This is a genomic window from Bacillus sp. KICET-1 (assembly GCF_027721405.1).
Taxonomy (GTDB): domain Bacteria; phylum Bacillota; class Bacilli; order Bacillales; family Bacillaceae; genus Bacillus; species Bacillus velezensis.
Genome location: NZ_CP113515.1, coordinates 297,288 through 322,426 on the forward strand (window position 1 = coordinate 297,288; position 25,139 = coordinate 322,426).

24 protein-coding genes and 1 pseudogene are annotated in these 25,139 nt (G+C 46.7%); 10 read left to right on the forward strand and 15 right to left on the reverse strand.

The genetic code is table 11. The features are described from left to right. Nucleotides 1-26 precede the first annotated feature (26 nt). The gene (locus OVA33_RS01450; RefSeq protein WP_017419166.1) at nt 27-593 is read right to left on the reverse strand and encodes a YdhK family protein; all 567 of its coding nucleotides are present in this window, start codon (nt 591-593) and stop codon (nt 27-29) included. Between the two features lie 196 nt (nt 594-789). On the opposite strand from OVA33_RS01450, the gene OVA33_RS01455 reads away from it, so the two are divergent. After that, nucleotides 790-963, forward strand: coding sequence for a hypothetical protein (locus OVA33_RS01455; protein WP_007409301.1), 174 nt, complete (start codon nt 790-792; stop codon nt 961-963). A gap of 52 nt (nt 964-1,015) precedes the next feature. Here the strand turns inward: OVA33_RS01455 and OVA33_RS01460 are convergent, their stop codons facing one another. Then, a complete protein-coding gene (locus OVA33_RS01460) occupies nt 1,016-2,374 on the reverse strand; it encodes a serine hydrolase (RefSeq protein WP_063636949.1) in 1,359 nt (452 codons plus the stop codon). Between the two features lie 137 nt (nt 2,375-2,511). Beyond that, nucleotides 2,512-2,781 carry a hypothetical protein gene (locus OVA33_RS01465; protein ID WP_007409303.1) on the reverse strand — a complete coding sequence of 90 codons (270 nt, stop codon included), beginning with the start codon at nt 2,779-2,781 and terminating at the stop codon, nt 2,512-2,514. 231 nt (nt 2,782-3,012) lie between these two features. Between OVA33_RS01465 and OVA33_RS01470 the strand changes: the two genes are divergently transcribed. After that, nucleotides 3,013-3,267, forward strand: a complete 255-nt coding sequence (locus tag OVA33_RS01470; RefSeq protein ID WP_014417054.1) for a hypothetical protein — start codon at nt 3,013-3,015, stop codon at nt 3,265-3,267. A gap of 57 nt (nt 3,268-3,324) precedes the next feature. On the opposite strand, the pseudogene OVA33_RS01475 reads toward OVA33_RS01470, so the two are convergent. Continuing rightward, nucleotides 3,325-4,516 (reverse strand): annotated as a pseudogene (locus tag OVA33_RS01475) (macrolide family glycosyltransferase). Between the two features lie 142 nt (nt 4,517-4,658). Further along, complete coding sequence (locus tag OVA33_RS01480) at nt 4,659-5,345, reverse strand: GntR family transcriptional regulator (protein WP_025650286.1); 687 nt, start codon at nt 5,343-5,345, stop codon at nt 4,659-4,661. Nucleotides 5,346-5,527: 182 nt separating this feature from the next. Here OVA33_RS01480 and OVA33_RS01485 point away from each other — a divergent pair, with 182 nt between their 5' ends. Further along, complete coding sequence (locus OVA33_RS01485; protein ID WP_128974186.1) at nt 5,528-6,571, forward strand: tartrate dehydrogenase; 1,044 nt, start codon at nt 5,528-5,530, stop codon at nt 6,569-6,571. 61 nt (nt 6,572-6,632) lie between these two features. Here OVA33_RS01485 and OVA33_RS01490 read toward each other — a convergent pair whose 3' ends face one another. The 4 genes from OVA33_RS01490 to OVA33_RS01505 form a co-directional block, all read right to left on the reverse strand. Continuing rightward, nucleotides 6,633-7,415 (reverse strand): class I SAM-dependent methyltransferase, encoded by a 783-nt coding sequence (locus OVA33_RS01490; RefSeq protein WP_110085240.1) that lies wholly within the window; start codon nt 7,413-7,415, stop codon nt 6,633-6,635. A gap of 35 nt (nt 7,416-7,450) precedes the next feature. After that, on the reverse strand, nt 7,451-8,068 hold the full coding sequence (locus OVA33_RS01495; RefSeq protein ID WP_110085241.1) for an NUDIX hydrolase: 618 nt from the start codon (nt 8,066-8,068) through the stop codon (nt 7,451-7,453). Nucleotides 8,069-8,243: 175 nt separating this feature from the next. After that, nucleotides 8,244-9,116, reverse strand: coding sequence for a DMT family transporter (locus tag OVA33_RS01500; protein ID WP_123117633.1), 873 nt, complete (start codon nt 9,114-9,116; stop codon nt 8,244-8,246). A 215-nt stretch (nt 9,117-9,331) separates the two neighbouring features. Continuing rightward, nucleotides 9,332-10,153 carry a MerR family transcriptional regulator gene (locus OVA33_RS01505; protein ID WP_003156048.1) on the reverse strand — a complete coding sequence of 274 codons (822 nt, stop codon included), beginning with the start codon at nt 10,151-10,153 and terminating at the stop codon, nt 9,332-9,334. A 131-nt stretch (nt 10,154-10,284) separates the two neighbouring features. Between OVA33_RS01505 and OVA33_RS01510 the strand changes: the two genes are divergently transcribed. Beyond that, nucleotides 10,285-10,743, forward strand: coding sequence for a GNAT family N-acetyltransferase (locus tag OVA33_RS01510; protein ID WP_017419174.1), 459 nt, complete (start codon nt 10,285-10,287; stop codon nt 10,741-10,743). Nucleotides 10,744-10,900: 157 nt separating this feature from the next. Then, entirely contained in the window at nt 10,901-11,644 is a 744-nt protein-coding gene (locus tag OVA33_RS01515) for a sulfite exporter TauE/SafE family protein (protein ID WP_104843126.1), read from the forward strand. Between the two features lie 41 nt (nt 11,645-11,685). Here OVA33_RS01515 and OVA33_RS01520 read toward each other — a convergent pair whose 3' ends face one another. Further along, complete coding sequence (locus OVA33_RS01520; protein ID WP_014417044.1) at nt 11,686-12,525, reverse strand: helix-turn-helix transcriptional regulator; 840 nt, start codon at nt 12,523-12,525, stop codon at nt 11,686-11,688. Between the two features lie 108 nt (nt 12,526-12,633). Here OVA33_RS01520 and fabF point away from each other — a divergent pair, with 108 nt between their 5' ends. Continuing rightward, nucleotides 12,634-13,869 (forward strand): beta-ketoacyl-ACP synthase II, encoded by a 1,236-nt coding sequence (gene fabF, locus OVA33_RS01525; RefSeq protein WP_021495025.1) that lies wholly within the window; start codon nt 12,634-12,636, stop codon nt 13,867-13,869. A 28-nt stretch (nt 13,870-13,897) separates the two neighbouring features. Here fabF and OVA33_RS01530 read toward each other — a convergent pair whose 3' ends face one another. Then, complete coding sequence (locus tag OVA33_RS01530) at nt 13,898-15,109, reverse strand: Bcr/CflA family efflux MFS transporter (protein WP_094296441.1); 1,212 nt, start codon at nt 15,107-15,109, stop codon at nt 13,898-13,900. A 144-nt stretch (nt 15,110-15,253) separates the two neighbouring features. Next, nucleotides 15,254-16,387 carry a glycerol dehydrogenase gene (locus OVA33_RS01535; protein ID WP_065180736.1) on the reverse strand — a complete coding sequence of 378 codons (1,134 nt, stop codon included), beginning with the start codon at nt 16,385-16,387 and terminating at the stop codon, nt 15,254-15,256. A gap of 282 nt (nt 16,388-16,669) precedes the next feature. Here OVA33_RS01535 and OVA33_RS01540 point away from each other — a divergent pair, with 282 nt between their 5' ends. The 4 genes from OVA33_RS01540 (at nt 16,670) to OVA33_RS01555 (ending at nt 20,924) form a co-directional block, all read left to right on the forward strand. After that, nucleotides 16,670-17,527, forward strand: a complete 858-nt coding sequence (locus OVA33_RS01540) for a YitT family protein (protein ID WP_003156057.1) — start codon at nt 16,670-16,672, stop codon at nt 17,525-17,527. Between the two features lie 115 nt (nt 17,528-17,642). Further along, the gene (locus OVA33_RS01545) at nt 17,643-18,170 is read left to right on the forward strand and encodes a GNAT family N-acetyltransferase (RefSeq protein ID WP_017419178.1); all 528 of its coding nucleotides are present in this window, start codon (nt 17,643-17,645) and stop codon (nt 18,168-18,170) included. Nucleotides 18,171-18,446: 276 nt separating this feature from the next. Continuing rightward, nucleotides 18,447-20,075, forward strand: coding sequence for a ribosomal protection-like ABC-F family protein (abc-f, locus tag OVA33_RS01550; protein ID WP_017419179.1), 1,629 nt, complete (start codon nt 18,447-18,449; stop codon nt 20,073-20,075). A 126-nt stretch (nt 20,076-20,201) separates the two neighbouring features. Next, a complete protein-coding gene (locus tag OVA33_RS01555) occupies nt 20,202-20,924 on the forward strand; it encodes a gamma-glutamyl-gamma-aminobutyrate hydrolase family protein (protein WP_025650282.1) in 723 nt (240 codons plus the stop codon). Between the two features lie 33 nt (nt 20,925-20,957). On the opposite strand, the gene OVA33_RS01560 is transcribed toward OVA33_RS01555, so the two are convergent. The 3 genes from OVA33_RS01560 to OVA33_RS01570 form a co-directional block, all read right to left on the reverse strand. Further along, nucleotides 20,958-23,111, reverse strand: a complete 2,154-nt coding sequence (locus OVA33_RS01560; RefSeq protein ID WP_025650281.1) for an MMPL family transporter — start codon at nt 23,109-23,111, stop codon at nt 20,958-20,960. 98 nt (nt 23,112-23,209) lie between these two features. Further along, nucleotides 23,210-23,845, reverse strand: coding sequence for a two-component system response regulator YdfI (locus tag OVA33_RS01565; protein ID WP_014417035.1), 636 nt, complete (start codon nt 23,843-23,845; stop codon nt 23,210-23,212). Next, entirely contained in the window at nt 23,838-25,055 is a 1,218-nt protein-coding gene (locus OVA33_RS01570; protein WP_025650280.1) for a sensor histidine kinase, read from the reverse strand. Before OVA33_RS01570 ends, OVA33_RS01565 begins: the two co-directional genes overlap by 8 nt. Nucleotides 25,056-25,139: the final 84 nt, after the last annotated feature.

The window sequence follows — 25,139 nt, forward strand, 5'->3', positions numbered from 1 at the left end:
GAGTTCCTTCGGCTTTTGCGGTCTTTTTATTTTGCGGCAGCAAGCTCGTCTTCTGTCACCCATTTATGATTGGTTACTTTTTGGCCGCCGTCAGTCGGTGTATAGTCGACCATATAAACGGTTGTCTTTTCGGCTGAATCAATAACGGCTTCGGCGCCCTTCATGCCTTTCATATGGGATGCCTCGATCACGGCCTTGTCACCCGGTTTTAACGTTTTATCACCGGCGCCCTTCAGCTCTTCCTGAATGACCCATTTATGATCTTCGACGCGCTTTCCTCCCGTTTCCGGAGTGTAAGATACACTGTAAACCGTTGTATCATAAGCACCTTTTACGGTTCCTTGCGCATTTTTCATGCCTTTCATATGAGAAGCTAAAATCATGACGTCACTGCCGACCTTATAAGTCGGATTTTCGGCCTTCTTTAAACCTTTCGGCACCTCGGATGAACCTGAGTGATTCATGTCTTCGTGAGAGTGCGTTTCTTTGTCTTTCGCTTTTTCGCTTCCTCCTGAAGATTGGCTGTTGCATCCGGCAAGCGCCAGAACGGGGATCAGGAGAAACATGCTGAATAAAAATAGTCTCGCTTTCATTTCAAGAACTCCTTTGCCTTTTTGATTTTTCACTTTCCCTTTCGTTTCTTCGGTAAAACAAAAAGATGGCCTGTCATTTCTCCTAATTCTTCAAATCTCTCTTTATTGCCTTTCATCAGGTGAAATTGTTCACAAAATGTACACATTAATGGAGATGCAGTATAATTCAATTATCAGATAATAGGGGGAACTCATCATGAAAACGAAGGTTTTTGCGGTGGTATTGGGCGCTGTTTTAATGATTGCGGGGTTGGTTTTGGCAGAAGTTTCGCTTTATATGGAATACATCACAATGCTCGGAGCTATGATTTTTTCTTCTATATTTATGTCAGAGCCGAAAAGAAAATTTCGCGTCATCAAAGGGGTTTGACTTTTCTATTACCGCCGTCTTCTCAGGACGGCGGTTTTGTTTTGCATGTCACTCAGTCTATCCGCACAGCCGTTTCTTCTGTGCCGTCCTGATATAAAACAAAATGCGGGGCTGTTTGTGCTTTATCACCTGCAAATTCAATTTCAAGCGGCAGCGCCCTGACAAAATAACGGGTTTCCGTCATTGGGAATAATTCGAATGGTGTCTGCCCGTCTATTGTAAGATACAATCGGTTTTCTTTTACCGCCACCGATGCATGTGTGTCATCCTGAAATGAGTAATTGCCGGTAAATCTGCTGTAAATCGCAGGATCGATATCTGCTTTTTTCTGATCTGCCGGACGTTTCGGAATCACGTATGGCTGATCAAATAAGATGTTTACAGCCGCGGCAATTACAGCTTGTTCAAATTGATACGATTGTTCCATATTGCTGAGATAAATCAGTGTTTTATTCTGGTCAATATACCGGATCATCAGAGTTGAATAGCCCGGCCAGCCTCCGTCGTGACTGATAACCTTCCCTTTTTGCCGGCTGTTTTGAATCATCCAGCCAAATCCGTATCCGAATTGCTCTTCTTCATTCCAATAGCCCGGTGTAAACGCTTGATCTTTAGACTCTTTGCTGATGATTTCTTCCGTATAAAGAGCCTGATCAAACAGATATAAATCTCTAATAGCGGAGTTAACGGTTCCGTCACCTTGAATCCCGTCAAGAAAGACGACATAATCGGTTTCCTCAAGTTCATCCGGCAGCACATATTCTCCGGAATGAACATCATACACATAGCCATATGCATAGTTCGGGATGTTTTCTTTACTCAGCCTCCTGTTATAAATCCGCGTATCGTGCATACGAAGCGGATGAAATACGGCTTGTTTCATAAATTCAGCAAAACTCATGCCTGATACAATTTCTATAATAACCGCTAACACCACATACCCCGTATTACTGTACAGCCACTCCTTGCCCGGCGGGAAATAAGCATCCGGCTTATGCTGCTTAAGCATATCGATCACATCTTGATTAACGGCAATTCTGTCCCGGTCCCAATGTGTTAAGAACAACTCCATATAGTCCGGCAATCCTGACGTATGATGGAGTAAATGCCGAATGGTAATGCCCGGATAAGGAAAATCAGGAAGCCATCGCTCTATCATATCGTCATAACGCAGCTTCCCTTGCTGCTCTAAAATGATAACGCCCAAAGCTGTAAACGGCTTCGATACTGAGGCCAATTCAAAGACCGATTGGTCATTCAGCATCCTCTTTGTATTCAGTTCTGCAGCGCCGAATGACCCCTGGTATAAGATGCGGCCGTTTTTCGCTGCCAATACAGCGCCGTTTATTTCATGCCTTTCGTCTAAAGTGCTGAAAAGCTGTTCAAAAGCTTGTTTTTTCTTATCGTTCATTTCACGAACCTCCATATACAAGCTGATTTACTCTTTTATACGAACGGCCGCTATAGAAGTTTCAATATTTTCCCTTCTCGAAACACCAGTCAGTATACTGCCGCTTCAGGCAGCCGCGGAGGTTTGATGAATGTCTTTTATTCACACAATACTGTGCAGGCTTCAAATTCAACATGCTTCTCGTCTTTATTTGCACCGGCAATTTCCATGGTCGAAAACATCGCACAGACGACGGCTTTGTATTCGTTCATGACGGTTTGAATTTCAATCAGGAACCGTTCGGATGAAGCCGCGTATTCCGTTACGTACTCTTTCATTTTGCCGATAATATCATCTGCCTGACGGCTGAAGCCGGCCGCCTCCAAGTCACTCTCAAACTGGTTTTTGTTGATCATATGAATATGCATTTTTTAAAGGCTCCTTTCAGCAGCATTTTGTGGTTATATCTACTGTAAAGGACAGGCTTGGATAAACTTTTAATAAAATATGAACAAAATATGAATTGGCTCATCGGCCTGACCGGCGGGCTTTCGGCTGTGCTCCGTTTCATTTGGACTACATGAAATAATGACTTCTTTACTCTGTTAAAAACAGCTCATATATGATCTAATACCAGTAAAATGTTTAGGAGGCGGCCTATGTCAGCAGCAGGAAATCGGCAAAAATTTTGGGTCATGGCGATGCTTATAGCGGTCTTTGCCGTGTTCGTTTTCTCTTTTTCTGAGAATCATTCACAAAAGGACTGGCACACGGCGGTTGACCAGGCGTCAGTGAATGTCTTCGGCCAGCAGATCTTTGAAAAAGACCGTCTGGCAAAAACACTCGACGCACGTGAGGCAGAATCTCTTCTGACTCTTGTGAAACTTGCAAATGAAGAACATCACATCATCTAAAAGCCATTATAAAAAGCCTGTTTCCCTTTTGCAGAGGAAACAGGCTTTTTCCATGTATTATTGAGCATGTTTTTGTTCAATAAACCGATCGATCCGGGCCAGAACATCCTTCATGTCCGTACATTCTTTAAAGCTTTCATTAATGGCTTGAATGCCTTGTTTGTATTTTCCGTTATGCAGCACTTCTTCCGCGGCAAGCTTTACCTTTTCAGCGCTCACTTCATCTTTTTGCACGGTATAGCCTGCATCCAATTCAGTCAGGCGGCGCGCAACCATCGGCTGGTCTTTATCGTGCGGGATGACGACCAGCGGCACTTGATAATGAATGCCTTCATTTACACTGTTCATTCCGCCATGCGTGACAAACACGTCGGCTTGCTCCAGCACTTCAAGCTGCGGCACGTACGGGGCGATGATAAAGTTTTCCGGCGCCTGTTTGATTTTCGACAGATCGGCTTTTTCCCCGGCGGCAATGACTACTTTTCCTTCAAAATCTGAGAACGTCTATGCACAGATTGAAAAACGCTTCCGTGTCCCCGAGCACCGTTCCCATTGAGATATAAATGACTTTTTCATTCTTTAATGAGTCAATCGGGAAGTCGACGCGCCCTTTTCTCTTCGGAAAACTCGGACCGATAAATAAATACTCATCTCCGAATGTCTCACTTTCGGGCTGAAAATACCTGCTTGTATAGACGACGTTCAATTCACCTGTGTTGTTCATAAATTGAACCATGCTGTCAGGGGCGACACCGTATTTGTCTTTCATCTCGGCCAACAGCTCTTCACATTCCCTGTCCGGCTGAAACGGCACGCCCGATTCCGGATGGAGCGGCAGTATTTTCAGACGGTCTTCATTGAACAGGAAGGATGCTGAAGAAGAGATGCCGGGGATGTTGAGATAATCCCGCACCAGCTCTCCCGCACCGAATTTATCATAATAGACGGCGTCGAATTGAATGTCCTCTGCCAGCCGCTGCACAATATGTAAAATCTCCAGTGACGTTTTGATATGAACCTTTAAAAATGCAAGTATACCGGACGGACTGCCGGGATCAATAGGTGTCATTCTGAGCAGATCGCTGTGAAGATGAACTTTCGCCCCTACTCCTTCCAGTCTGCTTTTGTATTTTTCCGTTGAGATATAATGAACGTGATCGCCCCGTTCGCTGAAGGCCTTTGTCATACCCAAAGTCGGGTTTACGTGTCCTTCTGCGGGAAAATTGATCATCAGAATATGTTTCGCCATTTTTCAAACTCCTTTGCCTTTTTTGCGTCTCTTCCATATCCATCATAAATGACGCGGAAAAAATCATGCAAGGAACATCCGTCAGGTCTTTATGACGGTTCGATGACATCGGCAAAAAAAAAGACAAGGCTTTTCACCTTGTCTATCGTGATGATTCGTCTGTTTCTCCCGCTTTGAGCACGCCTTTCAGATGTTCTTCATCATGCTTGAGATGCTCCGTCATATATTGCACGGCTTTTGTTTTATCGCCCTTTTTTATTTCTTCAAAGACTTTCCGGTGCTCATGCAGGATAACCTCCGCACGGTCATCGCCTTTAAAATTAAGAACTCTGCAAAAATGAATCAGCACATTGACATGCTCAAGCAGCATGGCCAGCCGGCTGTTGCGGCTGAAATCCACAAGGAGCCGATGAAACGACTCGTTTAAGGAAATAATCTCAGTCTCTTTGACGCCTTTATTGATGGCTTCTTCCGTCTCCCGCAGCTGTTTTTCAATGAGGTCCATTTCACTCTCAGCCGCTTCATCAATAACGAGTTCGACCGCCAGTGATTCAAGTGACATTCTGATTTTATAAATCTCTTCAACATCCTTAACGGACAAAGAATAAATGACAAAGCCGTTTCGATCGTCTGCCGTCAAAAGCCCGTCCTTTTCAAGGAGCCGCATGGCTTCTCTGACCGGCGACCGGCTGACTCCGAAATCCTTGGCCAGCTGAGTCTCATTCAGCCGTTCACCCGGTTTAAAAATCCCGTCAAATATCATTTTTTTCAATTGGGAATAAAATTGCAGATAATACGGGATTGGCTTATCTAATTTAAAATTATCCATCTTTCCTACCTCTTCATACAATTTAGGCCTTATTGTTACCAAGATCATATAACAGTTTATCTATGGAAGCAACATTCCCGAGCTTGTCAGCATATCGGATGTGGCGTAATATGGAATTATGATGAACGACGGTCGACGGTCTGCCGCAAACCGAAAACAATTCATTCAGAGGTGACGGAAACATGAAAACTTACAAGATTGCCAGCATACCGGGGGACGGTGTGGGGAAAGAAACAGTTCCGCAAGCGGAGCGGGTGTTGAACGCGATCGCCGAATTACATGGAGGCATTGCCTTTGATTTCACTTCTTTTCCGTGGAGCTGCGAGTATTATTTGGAGCACGGGACTATGATGCCGGATGATGGATTAGAAACGTTACAGCACTTTGATGCTTTGTTTTTGGGAGCGGTGGGGAATCAAAAACTCGTCCCCGATCATGTTTCGCTGTGGGGGCTGCTCATCAAGATACGCCGGGAATTTGAACAGGTGATTAATGTGCGGCCGGCGAAGCTCCTGCCGGGAATCACTTCCCCCCTCGTTAACCCGAAGGATTTTGATCTGATAGTCGTCCGCGAAAACAGTGAGGGCGAGTACAGCTCTGTCGGCGGCAGAATCTATCAGGGTGAGGACGAAATCGCCATACAAAACGCGGTCTTTTCCCGCCGGGGTACGGAAAGAGTGATGCGGTATGCTTTCGAACTGGCGGCAAGTCGGCGGAAACACGTCACAAGCGCGACGAAATCAAACGGTATTATTCACTCGATGCCGTTCTGGGATGACATCTTTAAAGAGGTCAGCCGGGAGTACGCCGGGATTGAGACGGATTCCCAGCACATCGATGCACTGGCGGCCTTCTTTGTCACGCAGCCGGAACGCTTTGATGTCATTGTCGCTTCGAATCTGTTCGGAGATGTGCTGACAGATATCGGCGCGGCGATTATGGGAAGCGTCGGAATCGCTCCCGCAGCCAACATCAATGTAAACGGCAAATATCCTTCCATGTTTGAGCCTGTTCACGGCTCCGCCCCGGATATTGTCGGAAAAGGAATTGCCAATCCTATCGGCCAAATATGGACGGCGAAATTAATGCTCGATTCATTCGGAGAAGAGGAACTGGGCCATCTCCTCTTACAATCTATTGAAACGGTCACAAACAGCGGCATTCTGACTCCTGATGCCGGCGGAAAGCATTCAACGGAGGACGCCCCATCCGCCATTATTTCTTAAATCAAGAACAGATAAGACGAAAAAACCGCGGGCAGGAAAACTGCACAGCGGTTTTTTCGTCTCAGACGGGACGGAGCGCGCAGAAACAGGCCGATTCACCTGTGAAGCACGCAATACGGCCTGATTGATCCTTTTCTACAGAAAAAAACCGCTGTATATCACGAGGAGCATCCAGCATCTGTTTTTCCAGTAATGCGGCTTTCTCTTCAGTCAGGCCTGCCCGTTCACACCAGACGGTAAATTGAAATGGTTTCAAAAAGCAGACAGCGGATTCAATCCGGAAGCCGGCTGTCTCCAGAAAACGGAGCCATTCTGTTTTTTTCCACGCCCGAAAGTGGCTCTGATCCCGTTTCTTTTCAATGTCATTATAAAAATGGTCATATTCATCCTTTTCAGGTGCGGTATTGTCAATGAGAAGCAGTCTGCCGCCCGGTTTGACAACCCGAAACGCTTCATGAACAAAGGCTCTGACATCGGGAAAATGATGCGCCGCGATTCTGCATGTGACGATATCGAAAGCAGCATCGGCAAACGGCATCTTTTCAGCATCGCCTTTTTCGAATGACACGTTCGTCCATCCGTTTCCGGTTATAAATGCTTCAGCGGCTGCTAACATTTCTTCCGTGAGGTCATATGCGATAACAGAGCGTACGAGAGGAGCGAGAGCGTTAGCCGTATGTCCGCCTCCCGTCGCGATATCCAGCACGTCCATATGCTTTTCGGCACCGGAAGCTGAAACGAGATACGCCAAATCCTCTCCTGCGGCGTGTCCTGGACTAGTCACATATTTCGCGGCGTTTTTGGCAAATTGCCGCTGCGCCTGCTGTTTAATTGAATCCTCCATTATACTCGGGCCCCCTTTTCTTTCTGATTGCTGCCTTAATCAAAATAAACGGGTTCGTCCGGATGTTTGAGATATGCAAACATCCTTTCAACCTGACTTTCCGTATTGCGGGCTTCAGATAGCGGCGGCAGTTCCGTTTCCGCAAAAAAGCCGGCCGCGCTTGTTTCCGTTCCCTCCCTGAGCCGGCCGCCGATGATCTCGCATTTGATAAACACTTTGTAAACGTGGGCGGCGGACGGCGGATGGGAATGGCATTTCTTATCCATTACAGCTAACAGTTTAACGGGCTTTACGTCGATTCCCGACTCCTCTTTTACTTCTTTGACAGCGGTCTCGCCCGGAGAAATCCCGATATCAGCCCATCCGCCCGGCAGCGCCCATCTGCCGTCGCTTTTCTCTCTTACCATTAATATGCTCTGATCTTTAAAAACTGCCGCTCTGATATCAACTTTCGGAGTGGGATAGCCCGTGTCACCGGCGAATACGTCTTTAATGATTCTTTTGTCGATGCCGGTATGATGCGCCATGATATCCACGCTTATTTTTCTTATTTCTTCAAATCTCTCAATATCATATATGTCTTTGGAATAAGCCAGCCCCGCTTGCGCCGCGGATTGAAGCTGTTTTGCCCAATCTAGCCATTTTGGCTCCATTTTTTCACCGCCTGTTATATTAATTGACGAAAGCTTGAGGGTCCGGGTATTGCACCTTGAGAGTACCGGTGCCCATGATCCGTTTCTGCTCCTTGTTTTCTGTTTATGGAGGGGCGAATCCTGCCGGGAAAACAGAAAAAAGCCATTCATTTGCTGAATGGCTTTTTTTCATTTTCTATTTTTCTTTCATGACGAGAACGACGCCTGAAACAATAAGGGCCGCCCCGATCCAGAAGGTTCCTCCGATCGTCTCTCCCAGCAGCAGCCAGCCGAGCAATGTCCCGGAAAGCGGCTGAAAGAAGAAAAACAGACCGCCGCTTGCCGCATTCAGTAATTGCAATCCGCGATTCCAAAGCATGAACGCGCAGGCGGTTGAGATCACACCCAAATATAAAAGTCCGCCCCATATCTCAGGCCGGGCAAGCTGAGACAAAGGAATCTCCCGAAGCGGGCCCGCTGTAAACGGGGTCAGGATGACAAATGCGACGCAAATGGAATACGTTGTGACGACAAGCGGTGAGTAATGGCCGGGAACCCGTTTCATCAGCACGGACATCAAAGCCCATGTCAGCGCCGCAGCCAGAAGCGAGAGACCGCCGAGCTGGCTCGACATATCGAGATCTCCGTTCCCCACAATGAGCAATACTCCGATCGTCGCCAGCCCTGTCGCTATTCCTTTTTTCAGCGTTAACCGCTCTTTCAACATCAGCCGGGCAAATACAACCATAAATGCGGGAGTGGATGCCGTAATAATCGCACCCATCTGCGCGGTTGATAATTTCGTGCCGATTTCCTGCGTGACGATCGAAATCGTGTTGCCGATCAATCCGATCGCAGCGATCAGTAATAAATCACGTTTATGAACTTTCCAGGATTGGCGTGTAAACAAACTGAGAATCAAAAGCGAAAGAAGCGCCACCGCATATCTCAGCCATACCAGTTCAAGCGGCGGAATGACCGCTACCACAACTTTTACAACGACATACATACCGCCCCAGATACTGGCGGCCAATGCCAAATAAATCGAACCGAACAATGTATTTTTCAATTTGATGCACCCTCCGTTATCATATTAGGTCACGTCATATGCCCTAACGGAGAGAAGCGCAGTCACTTTTCTCCATTAAGGGCGGAGAAGTGCTGCCGGTACATCATGTTCAAATAAGGGCGCTAGAAACATATCGTGTTTCACCTCAATTGCAATCTGATTTTTCTCATTATACAAGGTTTGTTAGAAGACGTAAACGAACGGCGTCACCGGCTTTATCGATTGCGGACTTGCAGCTGGATTCTTGTGATCTGATTGTCAAACCCGTCCGCCACAACCTCATCAAGCATATATTCTTCATATGCATAATCGCCCATTTCCAGCCCATACTCTTCAATAAACTGCATGATGCTGCGGTAAGCCGCTTCCGCTTCATCCCCTATTTGGTACCCGACGGCATAAAGCCCTTTCGGCTTAATATGGAGGTCTCTATTCTCTATGCCTTCTTCTGTCTTCATATAAAAATGGGTGTAGTTGTAGAATTCTTTTTTCAGAATCTGCTCCCGCGCAAACAGTCCGCCGACCGGGTGCCCCTGATCGAGCTCATGTACCCGCATATAACGGATCAATTCGGAAATGGCGGCAGTGTATTGCCGTTCTGGCAAATGGAGTACGGGTCGTCCTATCATAAGTGTCTCTTCATCTAATCGCTGCAATGAGACGGAGGAAAAGTCTGTCTCCAAGGCTTGTTCGGTCAGCTTCACCTTTGTCTGAATCATCCTTTGCAGGTGCTCCAGCTTTTTGATTTTGCTTTCGATTTCTGAAGATTTCTCTTTTAAAAGTGTGATGATACCCTCAGGGGTTTTGTCTGTTAAGAGCGGTTTGATCTGCTTCAAGGGCACGCCGACCTCCTTAAACAGGCCGATGACCTGGAACAGTTCGAATTGATGATAGGAATAGTATCTGTATCCGTTCGCTTTTTTGATTTCCGGAGAAAGCAGGCCGATCTCGTCATAATGGAACAGGGTTTGTTTTTTTACGTGGCACAGTTTTGCAAATTCACCCGTTGTGAAGTATTTTCTGACGTCTTCGCTCATAATGCCTCCTTGACTATACGGTAACCATATCCTTTATGATGATCATTGTATCCGAGAGAAGGCTGATTCACAAATGGCTTACGCAATGAAAGCTTTACCGTCTCAAAAAAAGCGGAAGAGGAGTAACAAGTATGACGATTGAAATCAGAACAGTCACGGAAGAAAACCGTGCCGATATACTGGCGCTTCATGTAAGTGAAAGCCAGACTTCATTTATTGAAACCGCGGAAGAGTGCTTACAAGATGCTGAGGATTGCCGGCATTATCAGCCGGCCGGTCTTTATGTTAACGGGGAATTGGTCGGCTTTGCCATGTACGGATGGTTTCCGGAATATGATGAGGAAAATGAAAACGGAAGAGTGTGGCTTGACCGTTTTTTTATTGATGAACGTTATCAGGGACGGGGATTGGGCAAGCTGTTGCTTGATGCCCTTATCCGCCATCTCGTTCGAATATATGATTGCAGACGGATTTATTTAAGCCTGTTTGAAGATAACGTGCATGCATTGCGGCTTTATCAAAAATTCGGCTTCTTATTCAATGGAGAGCTGGACTCAAACGGGGAAAAAGTGATGGTGAAAGAGCTGTAAACCCTCTGTATAAAAGCGATTCGTCTTCTTGCCAATACCTTAAATTTAAGGTAACATAAAGATATCAGACGACGGTCGACGGACTACGGTCGATTATTAGAACCTGATACAGCGGAGCGGAACATGGTGATCAGGCATCTAAATGGAGGAGAAGATTGTGCTTATTATACTCGTTATGTTTCTTCTCGGGATTATTCTCGGGTTTATCGGCGCCGGGGGAGCCGGTTTTGTCATTGCACTTTTAACTATACTGTTTCACGTACCGATTCATACGGCTTTGGGCACCTCCCTCGCCGGAATGGCTTTCACAAGTTTGTCGGGGGCTTTCAGCCACTACCGTGAAGGCAATATTCAGATGAAGATCGGCCTCATCGTCGGCGTTTTTGCGGCATTCGGTTCGTTTTTCGGGGCAAGGCTTACTTCTCTTATCCCCGCAGATTTGCTGCATTACTTGACGGCGGGCATGCTGTTTTTATCTGCTCTGCTTATTTTAGTCCGGTTATTTCTTGTAAAAGAAACACAAGAAGATTCCGGACGGCAAAGCAATCTGAATATATGGGTGAAAGCCGTTGTACTCGGTGTCATCGCAGGAATCTTGTCCGGAACGTTCGGCATCGGCTCTGCCCCTTTCATCCAAATTGGCTTAATGATTCTTTTGCGCTTATCCATCCGCCAGTCGGTCGGCACCACCATGCTTGTCATTATCCCGCTTGCGGTCGGCGGAGGACTCGGTTATGTGACGGAAGGATTTGTCGATTATATGCTGTTGGTCAAAGTGCTGATCGGAACGATGTGCGGCGCATATGTCGGAGCGAAATTCACCAACCTCGTGCCGAAAGTCATTCTGAAATCAGCCATCTTTTTAACACCGGCCATCGCCGGTCTCATGCTTTTATTTTAAACTGAAACGGGAGGCGGCCGCCTCCCGTTTTTTTCTGTTCTTCACCTGTTTTCGAAGAGCTTTTTCAGCTTTGCTTCCGTTTCGGTATGATCTACCGGCGTATACACACTGCAGCGCAGATCACTATTGCCCTGAACCTGAAATGAAGTCAGGTTAAAGACCATTTTTCCCGCCTTCGCGTGGCGGAACTCAATTAATACTTCGGGTGCCGAGCTGACTTCGCTCTCATTCCACAGCGTATGAAATTCCGAATACGTTTTCTCCATTTCTTCTATAAACTGAGAATACCACGTATCAGCTACATACTGGCCGTAATACGTTCTGAAAATGGCGATGAATCCTTTCACAAAGTGCTCCCAGTTCACGGCTAAACTTCTTAATTCTTTTCTGGAAAACAATAGCTCTATGAGATTCCGTTTTTCAGGAGGAATTTGTTCAAAATCTAAAAACACGTGAGCCGCGGCCTGGTTCCATCCTACGATATGACACCGCCTGTCGGAGATAATGGTGGGACAATAACGGAGCTCCTGCAGGATTTTTGAAAGCGACGGGCTGATAACCGCTTCTTCCTCCGCGGTAAACGGCTGCTTCACGCCCTCCTCAATGGCAAGCGCGTATAAATAATTTCTCTCATCTTTGTTGAGCTGCAGCGCGTCGGAAACGGCGTCCAATACGGCTGCGGACACTTTAATGTCTCTGCCCTGCTCCAGCCACGTATACCACGTGGTGCTTACGCCGGCTAATTGCGCGACCTCTTCTCTTCGGAGTCCGGGCGTTCTTCTCCGTGTGCCCATCGGCAGCCCGGCCATCTGCGGAGAAATTTTGGCCCGCTGCGTTTTTAAAAACTCTGAAAGCGCCTGCAATCTTCCTTCTGGTATCATACCGAATCTCTCCTCTCTTACCCTGGTATTCATTATACTAGGATAATCAACAACTTGTAATAGGATAATTGCGAGTTACAATAAATACATACCGAAGGAGGAATGACCATGAAAAGAGTTGTGATCACCGGAATGGGAGTGATTTCACCTCTCGGCAATGATGTGCATACATTTTGGAAACACCTGACGGAAGGAAAATCGGGAATCTCTTTCATCGATTCGTTTGATGTCTCCGGTTCAAAGACAAAAATAGCCGGCACCGTCCGTGATTTTGACGCAGAAGAAAGATGGGGCAGAAAAGAAGCGAGACGGCTTGACCGTTTCAGCCAGTTTGCTTTAGCGGCAGCGGAACAGGCGCTTGAAAGCTCCGGGATTCAGCTCGATCAGATTGACCGTGAACGCCTCGGCGTGTACGTCGGTTCGGGAATCGGCGGCATCACGACTTTGATTGATAACGTTCATACTTTAAATGAACGGGGAGCGCGAAAAGTGAGCCCGAGCCTTGTCCCCATGATGATCTCAAACGCGGCCGCCGCTCAAATCAGCATCAGATTAGGCGCGCTCGGCCCCTCACTTTCTCCCGTCACCGCGTGTTCCATCGGCAATACGTCGATCGGGGAAGCATTCAACGCCATTCGGAATGATGACGCAGATATCATGTTTGCCGGGGGAGCGGAAGCGGCGATTACGAATTTGTCATTAGCCAGCTTCGGCAATGCCCACGCGCTGTCAGCGAGAAACGAAGACCCCGCCGCGGCAAGCCGGCCGTTTGACGCGGATCGCGATGGGTTTGTCATGAGTGAAGGCGCGGGCATCTTAGTATTGGAATCATTGGATAGCGCAATCGGCAGAAACGCCCCGATCCTCTGTGAGGTGCTCGGCTACGGCGCAAGCTCTGACGCCTATCATATGGTAGCCTCCCATCCGGAAGGAACGGGCGCTTACCTGGCGATGAAAAACGCTTTGAAAAAGGCGAACGTTTCAGCGGAAGACATTGATGTCGTAAGCGCCCATGCGACAAGCACAAAAGCCGGAGATCTTTCTGAAACATTGGCCATCAAGACATTATTCGGGGAGCTTGCCTATGACATTCCGGTTACGGCCAACAAATCAATGCTCGGCCACATGCTTGGCGCGGCAGGCGGCGTTGAAGCCATCGCTCTGACAGAAAGCCTGAGACACGGCATCATTCCGCCGACGATCAATCTGCAGCACCCTGATTCGGCATGTGATTTGGACTATGTAGCAGACGGGCCCCGCCAGCAATCGTTAACGATCGGCCTTTCCAACTCATTCGGCTTTGGCGGGCATAATTCGGCGATCGTGCTGAAGAAATATGAATAGCGGGCATCAAAAAAAGGAGTGAATCATTTCACTCCTTTTTTGCTTTCTCCGGTTTTGTTGTTAAGGCGAAAAAAGCGATGGAACCGATAACGGATGTCGTGAACATAATTGCCCCCATCGGCACGGCCGTCGCTTCATTCATCCCCACAAGCGGCGACACGATGGAACCGAGAAGAAGCGGAAGCATGCCGAGCAGTGCGCTTGCGCTTCCCGCGCGGTGTCCCTGCTTTTCCATCGCCAATGTAAAGGTGCTTGTCAGCGTCATGCCGATCGTAATCATATAAATAAAAATGGAAATCACCAGTGCCGCCAGCGGCCCGTGAATGATCGTCATGACGAGCAGAACGGCAGTCGCCGTCATCGCTGTAATCACGCCGATTCTCAGCAGGCTTTTTTCGTGAATAATCCCGCCGAAACGGCCGATGATAAAGCTTCCGGTAATGATCGCCAGACCGTTTATGCCGAATAAAACACTGAATACCTGAGGCGATACTCCGTAAATATCCTGATACACGAAAGGCGTTCCGGAGACATACGCAAAGCTCCCGCCGTGAATAAAACCGACCGTCAGCGCATAGCCGATAAATGACCGATCCTTCAGCAGGCTTCCCATTGTCCGCACGGAATTTCCGATGGAGCTCGGAATCCGCTTTTCCGGCGGCAGGGTTTCTGTCAGCTTGAGCGCAATGATGATTACAAGCAAAAAACCGATAAACGTTAAAAAGAGAAAAATCGTATGCCATGATGCAAACGGAAGCAGTAAAATCGCGCCTCCCGTCATCGGCGCCACCATCGGCGCGACGGCGGTAATGACCATCAGCAGCGAGAAAAATTTAGAAAGCTCTCTTCCCGTAAACACATCTCTGACGATTGCACGGGATAAAACGAGTCCTGCCGAAGCGGTGAACCCTTGAAGAAAACGGGCAATCACTAGTGTTGCAATGTTCGGTGCAAGTGCGCAAAACAGAGAAAACAACGCAAATAAAAAAATACATAGTAATAACGGTTTTCTTCTTCCCTTCGCGTCACTTAACGGGCCGACAACAACCTGTCCGATTGTCAGCCCGATCAGACATGCGGTTAAACTGAGCTGGACAAGCGATGCGCGGGCGCTTAAATCTTCAGCGATTTCAGGGAAACTCGGCAGATACATATCTATATTGAGCGGCCCCAGTATCGCAAGCATTCCGAGAAGAAAAGCCAGCGCAAGCCGCTCCTTACCGGTCGGATTATGCAGCATATCGTTCCCACCTTTCCTTTGTCAATCTCTCAAAACATTTGTATATTGTATCATAATTTTTTCTTTATTTTTAAAAGTTTTCAAAGGGCACAAAAAAACCAAGGGCTGTAACAGCCCTTGGTTCCGGGTCACGCATAAAAGGTTTTACGCGTGTTTTTCTTTAAAAGCTTTTGCGTATTGATCAGCCGCTATAATGGCATCCGCCACGTCGTCAGCCGTCACGTCAAAAGCGGCATGAATCGTTTCTTCTTCAATCGTCGCGGCTTCTGCCACTTTCATAATGTCCTCTTTAGATGCGTCTTTCAATTTGATGTCTTCAAGTGTGACAGGCAGCCCCAAGCTGATATAAAACGCGATATACCGCTCAATTTCCTCAAGCGAACGTTTTTCCAGCGCCAATTGAACGAGCGTGCCGAATGCCACTTTTTCACCGTGGGTCAAGTGATGGATTTCACCTTCAAGCGCGGTAAATCCGTTATGAATGGCATGTGCCGCAGCTAAGCCGCCGCTTTCAAATCCCAGTCCGCTCAGAAGTGTATTGGCTTCAACCACCGCTTCCAATGCGGGCGTAACGGCTTTCGCTTTCACAGACTCATAAGCGAGACGGCCGTATTTGAATAACACCGCTTCACATTTTTCCGCGATAGCTTCTCCGGCGATGGTAGGAATTCCGCCTGCCATCGTTTTACCGCCATTGGCGATGACACTGCGCGCCTCTATCCACGTCGCCATCGCATCGGCAATCCCTGATGCTAAAAAGCGCGGCGGAGCTTCCGCGACGATTTTCGTATCGACCAGAACCAGGTCAGGATTCTTATGATAGAAACGATAGTTTTCGAACGCGCCTTGTTCAGAATACACGACAGACAGCCCGCTTGTCGGAGCATCCGTTGAAGCGGCCGTCGGCACGATAACGGTGTAGCCGTTTATTTCATCTGATACGGCTTTGGCGGTATCAAGCGTTTTACCGCCGCCGACTCCGATGACAATAGTCGCGCCTGCTTTTTCTGCGATGCCGGCAATTCTTTTCATTTCTTCCTGGGAGGCTTCGCCGTTGAAAACCGCCTCTTCAGAAGAAATATTGCTTTTCTTTAATTCAGCCGTCACCTTGTGGCCCGCGATATCCCATACGGTTTTGTCCGCAATGACGACGGCTTTTTCACCAATGCCCTCCAGATGTCCGCCGATCGTTTCAATGGCGTTTTTTCCCTGCACGTATTTGGCCGGACTGATAAAAATTCGTTCCAATGTCATCATCCCTTCTTCGTTGTCTTTCATTACATTTCTCTTATTGATAGAGCAGAAATGAAAACTCTTCTGATATAATTCCTCGTTTTAACTTGATTTAAACCTCATATACACTGCAGAAAAATCAATTTTCACGGCATTGACAAGATGTGAAGGTGTCTATATAATCTTCGATATTGAAGCTGATCATTCTTTACTGAATGAACAAACGAGATTGTGAATGATTCGTCTTAAAAATTATTTAGTTCTGCTGGATAATTTTTGAGGCGTTTTTGTTTTTTATATATTTTTGACTGCAGAGGAGGTTTGCACATGAAGAACATTTGCAAGGATATACTGATGATTATGGCCGGAGCCTTTCTTATTGCGGCGTCCGTGGAATTTTTCGTCATCCCGAATCATTTAGGGGACGGCAGCACCGTGGGAATCGCTCTCGTGTTATATTATCTTTTCCATATACCTGCAAGTATTACGACTCTGGTTGTAAATTTGATTTTTATCGGGCTGGCTTATAAATTTTTAACGAAAAAAACGATTTTATACACGATACTCGGTACGGGGATGACTTCTGTTTTTCTCAGCATCGTCAGCTTTATTCCGTTCGGCGTGCACGACATGGTGCTTGGGATTGTATTCGGCGCTCTGCTGATGGGAGCGGGGCTGGCATTGATCTTTATTGCTGACGGATCTACCGGCGGAACCACGCTTTTGGCGTATTTATTAAATTACACAAAGGGCTTTAACATCTCCAAAAGCATGTTTTATATGGATTGTGTCATCATTTTCGCATCCGTTTTAGCGATCGGCATCAATCACATGCTGTATACGTTTATATTCGTATATCTGTGCGCCAAAATCGTCGATATTGTCATTGAGGGTTTCCATAATAAAAAAGCCCTCACCATTATGTCTGACCAATACGAAGAAATCGCCAAAGCCATCACCTCTGAGTACGGCAACGCGGCGACGATTTTTTACGGATACGGGTATTATGGCAGCAAAGACAAGCGCATTATCTATGTCGTCATTAAAAAGAACGAATTGCTGAAAATCAAAAAACATGTTCAAAAAATTGACCCGAAATCATTTATCGTTATTCATGAAGTAAAAGAAGCTGTCGGAGGGCAATTCGGGTTTACAAACCTGCCCGCCGCCGCAAATGAAAAATAACCGCCTGCAGTGTATAGCTGCAGGCTTTTTTTATTCGGCTCTTCCCCGCTCAAAGGTTTTTACATCTTTCAATCGAAGTAGTAAATGAAATCTTTTTGATGGAGGAACATAAAAAATGAATATCAAAACTGACAGGCTCGTCATTCGCACATTTGAACCGGAAGATTGGCAGGATGTCTATGCGTACACATCAAATCCGAATGTCATGAAATATATACCAGAGGGTGTCTTTACCGAAGATGATGCCAGGAAATTCGTTACTGAAAACAGCGGTGAACATGCCGGGAAGTTTCCCGTTTTATTGAAGGATGAGGAAACGGTCATTGGCCACATTGTTTTTTTTCAGTATTTTGGCGATCATACGTATGAAATCGGCTGGGTGTTTCACCCGGAATACCAGGGCAAAGGATATGCTTCAGAGGCGGCGCGCGCCGTGCTGGCATTCGGTTTTAACAAGATGAAATTACACCGGATCATTGCGACATGTCAGCCGGAAAACACGGCTTCGCACCGGGTGATGGAAAAGATCGGGATGAGACGGGAAGGATTTTTTAAAAAATGCATCCCCCATGATAATGAATGGTGGGATGAATATTATTATGCCGTTTTAGAAGAAGAGTGGGAAGTCTCCAATCTGGAATAAAAAGGCTTATACCCTTTGCTTTTACAGATAAGTGTGTGCTACACTGTTTGTAACAAATACGAAGGGATGATGGGTGGACAATGATTAACTAATCTTATTTTGACCGTTTGAAATCAAATATTTCAAATCAGAAAAAATAGGATTAGTCTGCCCATTTTCTATACGATACGAAAGCTATGTGAAAATAGCTTATTTGATCATGCACAGGTACGGCTAATCCTTCCAAATCAATTGGGAGGATTTTTTTGTCCTCCCTTTAAAGCGAGGGATTGACATATGAAAGAAATGTTAAAAATAAGCGGCATCAGTTATGAAATCAACAGCGTTCCCCTTTTTGAACAGATCAGCGCGAGCGTTCAGCAAGGTGACATCATCGGCGTTATCGGTAAAAACGGCGCCGGCAAATCGTTATTGCTGCAATTGATCTGCAATCAAAAAGCGCCGTCACAAGGACAGATTCAGATGAAGCAAGATGTGAACATATATATGGTGGAACAAGAAACGGAAGCTTATGATTCCGGCCATCCGGAGCCTGCGGAGGCAGCCTTGTTAGAAAAGTGGAACGTGCCCGCACGTGCCTTTTCGCAATTGAGCGGCGGAGAAAAACTGAAAGCCCGTCTTGCCAAAGGTTTCTCCTCCTCAAGCAGCCTTTTGTTATTAGATGAGCCGACGAACCACCTCGATCAGCACAGTTTAGAAATACTGCTGAATCAGATCAAGAATTACAAAGGCACCATTATTTTCGTTTCGCATGATCGTGCTTTTATAGATGCAGCGGCGACAAAAATCTGGGCCATCGAAGGAAAGAAACTCATTGAACATAAAGGGAATTATTCAAGCTATATGGAGGTCCGCAAACAGAGAAGGCTGACACAGCAGCGGGAATATGAGAATCAGCAAAATATGATCAGACGGATTGAAGCTCAAATGAACGAGCTGAGCGCCTGGTCGAAAAAAGCCCACGCCCAATCAACGAAAATAGAAGGCTTTAAAGAATACCATCGTGTAAAAGCAAAACGCACGGACGCCCAGATTAAATCAAAGCAGAAGCGTCTTGAAAAAGAGCTTGAAAAAGTGAAAGCAGAACCGGTTGAAGCGGAGTATGAAGTCCGTTTTTCCATTGAGCACCGCAAAAAAGCGGGAAAGCGTTTTTTAGAAGTAAGGGATGTCACAAAGTCATATGACGGCCGAACGCTTTTCAAAAACGTGAATTTCACTGTGATGCACGGTGAAAAGATCGCGATTACAGGCCCGAACGGCAGCGGGAAAACAACATTATTGAAGGTCATCCTCGGTCAGGAAAAAGCGCAGGGCGGCATATGGATATCTCCGTCTGCAAATGTCGGATATTTAACCCAGGAAGTATTCGACCTTCCGCTTGATAAAACCCCCGAACAGCTTTTTTACAAAGAAACGTTCGAAGCAAGGGGCAATGTGCAATCCCTCATGAAGCATTTAGGATTTACCGCAGCGCAATGGACGGAACCCATCGGCAAGATGAGCATGGGAGAGCGGGTCAAATGCAAACTGATGGCGTTTATTCTGGAGGAGAAAGATGTGCTGATTCTGGATGAGCCGACAAACCACCTTGATCTGCCGTCACGCGAGCAGCTTGAAGACACTTTGGCCCGATACGACGGAACGCTTATCATCGTATCTCATGATCGCTACTTTCTCGAAAAGACGACGGACATCCGGCTTGATATCTCAAACGGCAGCGTTCGAAAACAATGGAAAGAATCTCCCTCCGTCAGGGACGATGCTGAAGAACTGCGATTAAAGCTTGAAACCGAACGGCAGGAAGTCCTCGGAAAACTCAGCTTCATGACTCCGGCTGATAAACAATATCGTGAGCTTGATCAAAAATTCAAAGAGCTGACGGAAGAAATCAAGAAATTGAAATGAATGTAAAAGCCCGTGATTGTCACGGGTTTTTTTTTTGAAAGTTCACGTATCATGAAGAATAATTTCAAACTGATTTGTACAACCTACGTTCAGATTTATTATGAGCATGGTTCAGGGGGGCAAAGAATGGCCAAACGCATCGGAATTACGGGAAACATTATGGCTGATCAATCCGGTCCTTTCCCGGGTTATAATCGGGCATATGTCAATAATGATTATATTCAGTCTGTTTCTGAGGCCGGCGGTGTGCCGTTTATACTGCCGGTGATTCAAGAGACGACGCTTGTAAAGGAACAGGTCTCTCATGTTGACGGGATCATTCTGTCCGGCGGTCAGGATATAGACCCGCTGTTTTACGGTGAAGAACCTTTACAGGCTTTAAGAAAGACCTTTCCTGATCGGGACGCCTACGAGAAGGAGCTGATTCTCACGGCGGTTGCTTTAGAAAAGCCGATTCTGGCCATCTGCCGGGGGATGCATATGTTAAACGTCACTTACGGGGGAACTTTATATCAGGATCTGACACACGCTTCATTTGCTGAAATCAAGCACGATCAAGAAAAAGATCCGCCGTTAAAAACCCATCATGTTTCCTTTGAAAAAGGGACACGTCTCCATTCTTTGTTTGGCGATTCAGCGCGGGTGAATTCATTCCATCACCAGATCATAAAAGAAACGGCGCCTTCGTTTAAAGCCGCGGCTTATGCGAAAGACGGGGCCATTGAAGCGATTGAACGGACGGGTGAATTATTTGTCGTCGGTGTGCAATGGCATCCTGAAATGCTGACAAAAAAACATGAAGACATGAAAAAGCTTTTTTCTCTTTTCATGAATGCGGTCAGCACATAAAAAAAGCAGATCATAACGATCTGCTTTTTCATTTTATTCTTCCGGTTTCTCCGGTGTTTTGCCTTGTGTCAGCTTATGGCCTTCGATATCCACATTCGGAATGATCTTATCCAGCCACTTCGGCAAGTACCAGGCCGCATGTCCCATCAGCTTCATGACACTCGGAATAATGGTCATTCTTACAATGAACGCATCAAAAAGAACACCGAAGGTCATTGCCAAGCCCATGGATTTGATCGTAGCTTCTCCCGCAAAGATGAATCCCGCAAAGACGAAAATCATGATCAGTCCCGCCGCTGTTACGACAGGTCCGCTATGTTTCAATCCGGCATGGATGGCTTGTACCGGATTTTTTGTTTTGACATATTCTTCTCTCATTCTGCTGACAAGGAATACTTGATAATCCATCGCCAGTCCGAAAAGAATACCGATCGCTAAAATAGGCAGGAAGGCGAGAATCGGGCCTTTTTCCGGAATGCTGAGCAAGCCGGTGAAATTCCCATCCTGCAGAACGAATACCGATAAGCCGAGTGTAGCGGTCATCGTCAGCAAAAAGCCGACGACGGCGGCAAGGGGCACGAGAAGCGAGCGGAAAACAACGGTCAGCAATACAAACGCAAACCCGACAATGAGAATGGCGAATTCCGGAATGGCATCGTTTAACCGGTCTGAAATATCAATGTTTACCGCGGTTGAACCGGTGACGAGCAGGCGGATGCCGTTTTTGTCTGATCGTTTCCGTATATCCTGCACTAACTCTTTCGTTGCCTTATCATTCGGCCCGGTTTCAGGCACTGCCGTAATAATGGCATAGTCCCCTTTTTCGTTCGGCATGGCCGGTGTGACGCTCGCCACATTGTGCAAGTCCTTCATTTCGTTCACGGCGTCTTGAAAAGCTTCACTTTTGTTCCCCTTGACCCCTTTTGCATCGGCAACAATTGTCAGCTTGCCGTTAAAACCCTCGCCGAATCCTTTAGACAACAGATCATAGGCGCGGCGATCCGGGCTGTCTTTCGCTTTCATTCCCGCATCAGGCAGCCCCAGCTCTAAATGCATGGCCGGCAGACTGATGACGGCTAAAAGAATAATGCTGAAAATGCTTAACAGAATAGGCTTCTTTGTAACGAAGCGCCCCCAGGCATTCGTGTCGGCGCTTTTCTTTTCTTTCTTCTTGTTTGATTTCGGAATCATCCGTTTTCCTGCGATTGACAACACCGCAGGCACCAGCGTAACAGAAGCCGATACAGCCATCAGCACACTGAGTGCCGCAGTCAACCCCATGGCAGACATGAACGGAATGCCGACAACGGTCAATCCGCAAAGCGCGACGATCACGGTCAGTCCCGCAAAAACGACGGCGCTGCCAGCCGTTCCCGCGGCTTTCGCGATCGATTCATTTTTTTGTACACCTTCGCCCAAAAACTGACGATGCTTCGTAAAGATAAACAGCGCATAATCAATCCCGACGGCCAGTCCGATCATTCCGGATAATGAGAGACTGACCGAGGCTATCGTAAAGAACTGTGTCCCGATTAACGTCAGCGCGACGCTTACGCCTAACCCAATCAGGGCCGTGACAATCGGAAGCCCCGCTATGACTAATGAACCAAACGTAATAGCCAGTACGACGAATGCCAGCACAACGCCGACAATTTCAGATACACCGCCGATTTCAACACCGGCCCCCGGCACATCGCCGCTGAGCTCCGTCTGCAGACCTTTGTCTCCTGCGGCGGACAGACTGTGTTTAATATGTGAAACAGACGCATCCGTAATGTCATCCGCCGCTTTTTTGTACGTAATATCGGCATATGCCACTGATCCGTCTTTAGAAATGGTTCCTATCTCAAAAGGACTTGCAATCGAAGCGACTGAATGATCTGTTTTGATCTTCTTTAATGTCTCTTCAATCGCTTGTTTTTCCGGTTTTGACGTCAATTTCTTCCCGTCTTCAGCTCCGAAAATAACCCGTATGCTTCCTTTATCGGGACCCTTTGAAAATTCTTTTTGAATCATATCCATCGCCTTTTCAGAAGGTGTGTCGGGAATTGACATATCCTCAGAAAAAGCAGGTTTTAACGAGATGGCGATCACAATCGAAGCGATCAGTATCACGAGCCACGCACTGATCATTTTTAATCGATTGCGGGCAGACCATCCCCCTAATTTATATAAAAAACCAGACATCGAATACTCCTCTCCAATCATTACTTTCTGCCTAATTGTAGTTCACATTCACATAAAAAAAACGTACATAGGGGCATGTACGTTTGGGCAGTTTTTCATTATATATTCAGTTTCAGAATGCCTTTTTGCATGGCAATGGTGACGGCTTCCGTCCGCGAATCAGCGCCTAATTTGTTATAAATCGATGTTAATCTCGCTTTTACCGTCCGCTCTGAGATTCCTAAATCGAAGGCGATCGCTTTGCTTTTATGTCCTTGCGCAACGGCTTGCAGAACTATGATTTCCTTTTCCGTCAGCTGTGTTTCATTGGCATTTGCCCGTTCCATTTTCATTTCCCGGAAACGCCGCAAGATGTCCGGCTGCAGAAGCACTTCTCCCCTGACCGCCGCATCCATCGTATGAAATAAGGTTTCTGAGCTTGTGTCCTTCAGCAGATAACCGTTCGCGCCTGATTCGATGCCTTCTATCATCAGATGATCTTCATTATAGGTCGTCAAAATAATGATCGGCACATCAGAATGCTCTTTTATCTGTTTAATGGCTTCCAGCCCGCTCATTTCCGGCATGTACAGATCCATGAGAATGACATCGGGCTTTAGTTCCTCTGCGAGGCGGACGGCGGTTTTCCCGTTTTCCGCTTCTCCCGTTATGGTGTAATGGTCATTTGTTTCTATCAAAAGCTTCAGACCTTCTCTGACGACAAGATGGTCATCTGCTATTAACACTTTATACATGTTCCGCCTCTCCCTGAATTGGTATGATGATCTCAATTTGAGTCCCCGCTGATCTGGCGCTTGTTATACGGAAAGTGCCGTTCATCATATTGACGCGTTCTTGTATCCCAAGCAGCCCGTAATGTCCGCTTTTTCTCATTTCTGTTCCGGCATCAAAGCCTTTCCCGTCATCTTTGACGGTTATGCGGATCTGTCTCTCTTCTTCCCGAACGGACACCCAGACATTTTTTGCTTCTGCATGCTTGGCGGCGTTTGTCAGGCCTTCTCCGATCATGTAATGGCAATTCTCCGCCGTATGAACGTCAAGCACATGATGCACGCTGTAATCTAAAAAACAAGACAGCCCGGAGGCTTCTGTAAAATGGTTGATTTGTTCAGTGATGCTTTCTTTTAAGAAGCCGATCTCTTCTGATTTGCTGCGAAGGTTGTCAATGGCCAAGCGCGCATCAGCCAATGTGCCCTTCACTCTTTCCATTGACTGGCTGATGATGTCTTTCGCTCTGTCAGTGTTATCTTTCGAAAGATGAACTTGCACCGCTTCAAGCTGCATGTGCAAGCTGACCAATCCTTGGGCAAGCGTATCGTGCAAATCTCTCGCCATCCGCTGTCTTTCATTCTGAAGCGTCAGCTGTTTCACTTGCCGGTGAGCGAGCTCTAATTTTTCAAGCGTCATCTGTGTTTTTATTTTTTCATCAACTTGCGCGAAAAATGTGGCCGCATACGTGATAATCACGATCATGATGGGAGCGGCGATAACGATGAAACGCAGCAGATGATGCGGATGCTCCTGATGCAGGGCTGTTATGGACATTAAAATGAAAAGATAGAGTATGAGCAGCGTTTTTCCCTTATCCGACATTCCGATAATCTGCCCAATTAAAAAGGCATAGAGACCGATCACCAGCGCGATATAGCCGCCGGTCATCAAGTTAGCCGATGTATATATGATAAATCCCTGTATGATGAAATAAAGAAACGTCTTTTTCTTCACCCAGCGATGGGAATGCCAGTGCAGCACGGTAAAAATGACGATCAATATCGTGAATAACAGCTGCAAAAAAACCGTCCAGCTTTCATAAATGTACTGCAAAGAGACTGATGCGGCATATACCATTAAAATAAACGCCAGACCGGGCACCCGAAGCGCAAGCATATGCAATGAGCGTCTGTCACGGGAGACGTAGTCTTCTTGATGTTTTGTACCAAACAATCTCTGTCCACTTCCTTTTAGCCGACCGGCCTCACGAGGTTTTATTCTATTTGTCATCATACCATATGTGCCTTCTTCTCACCT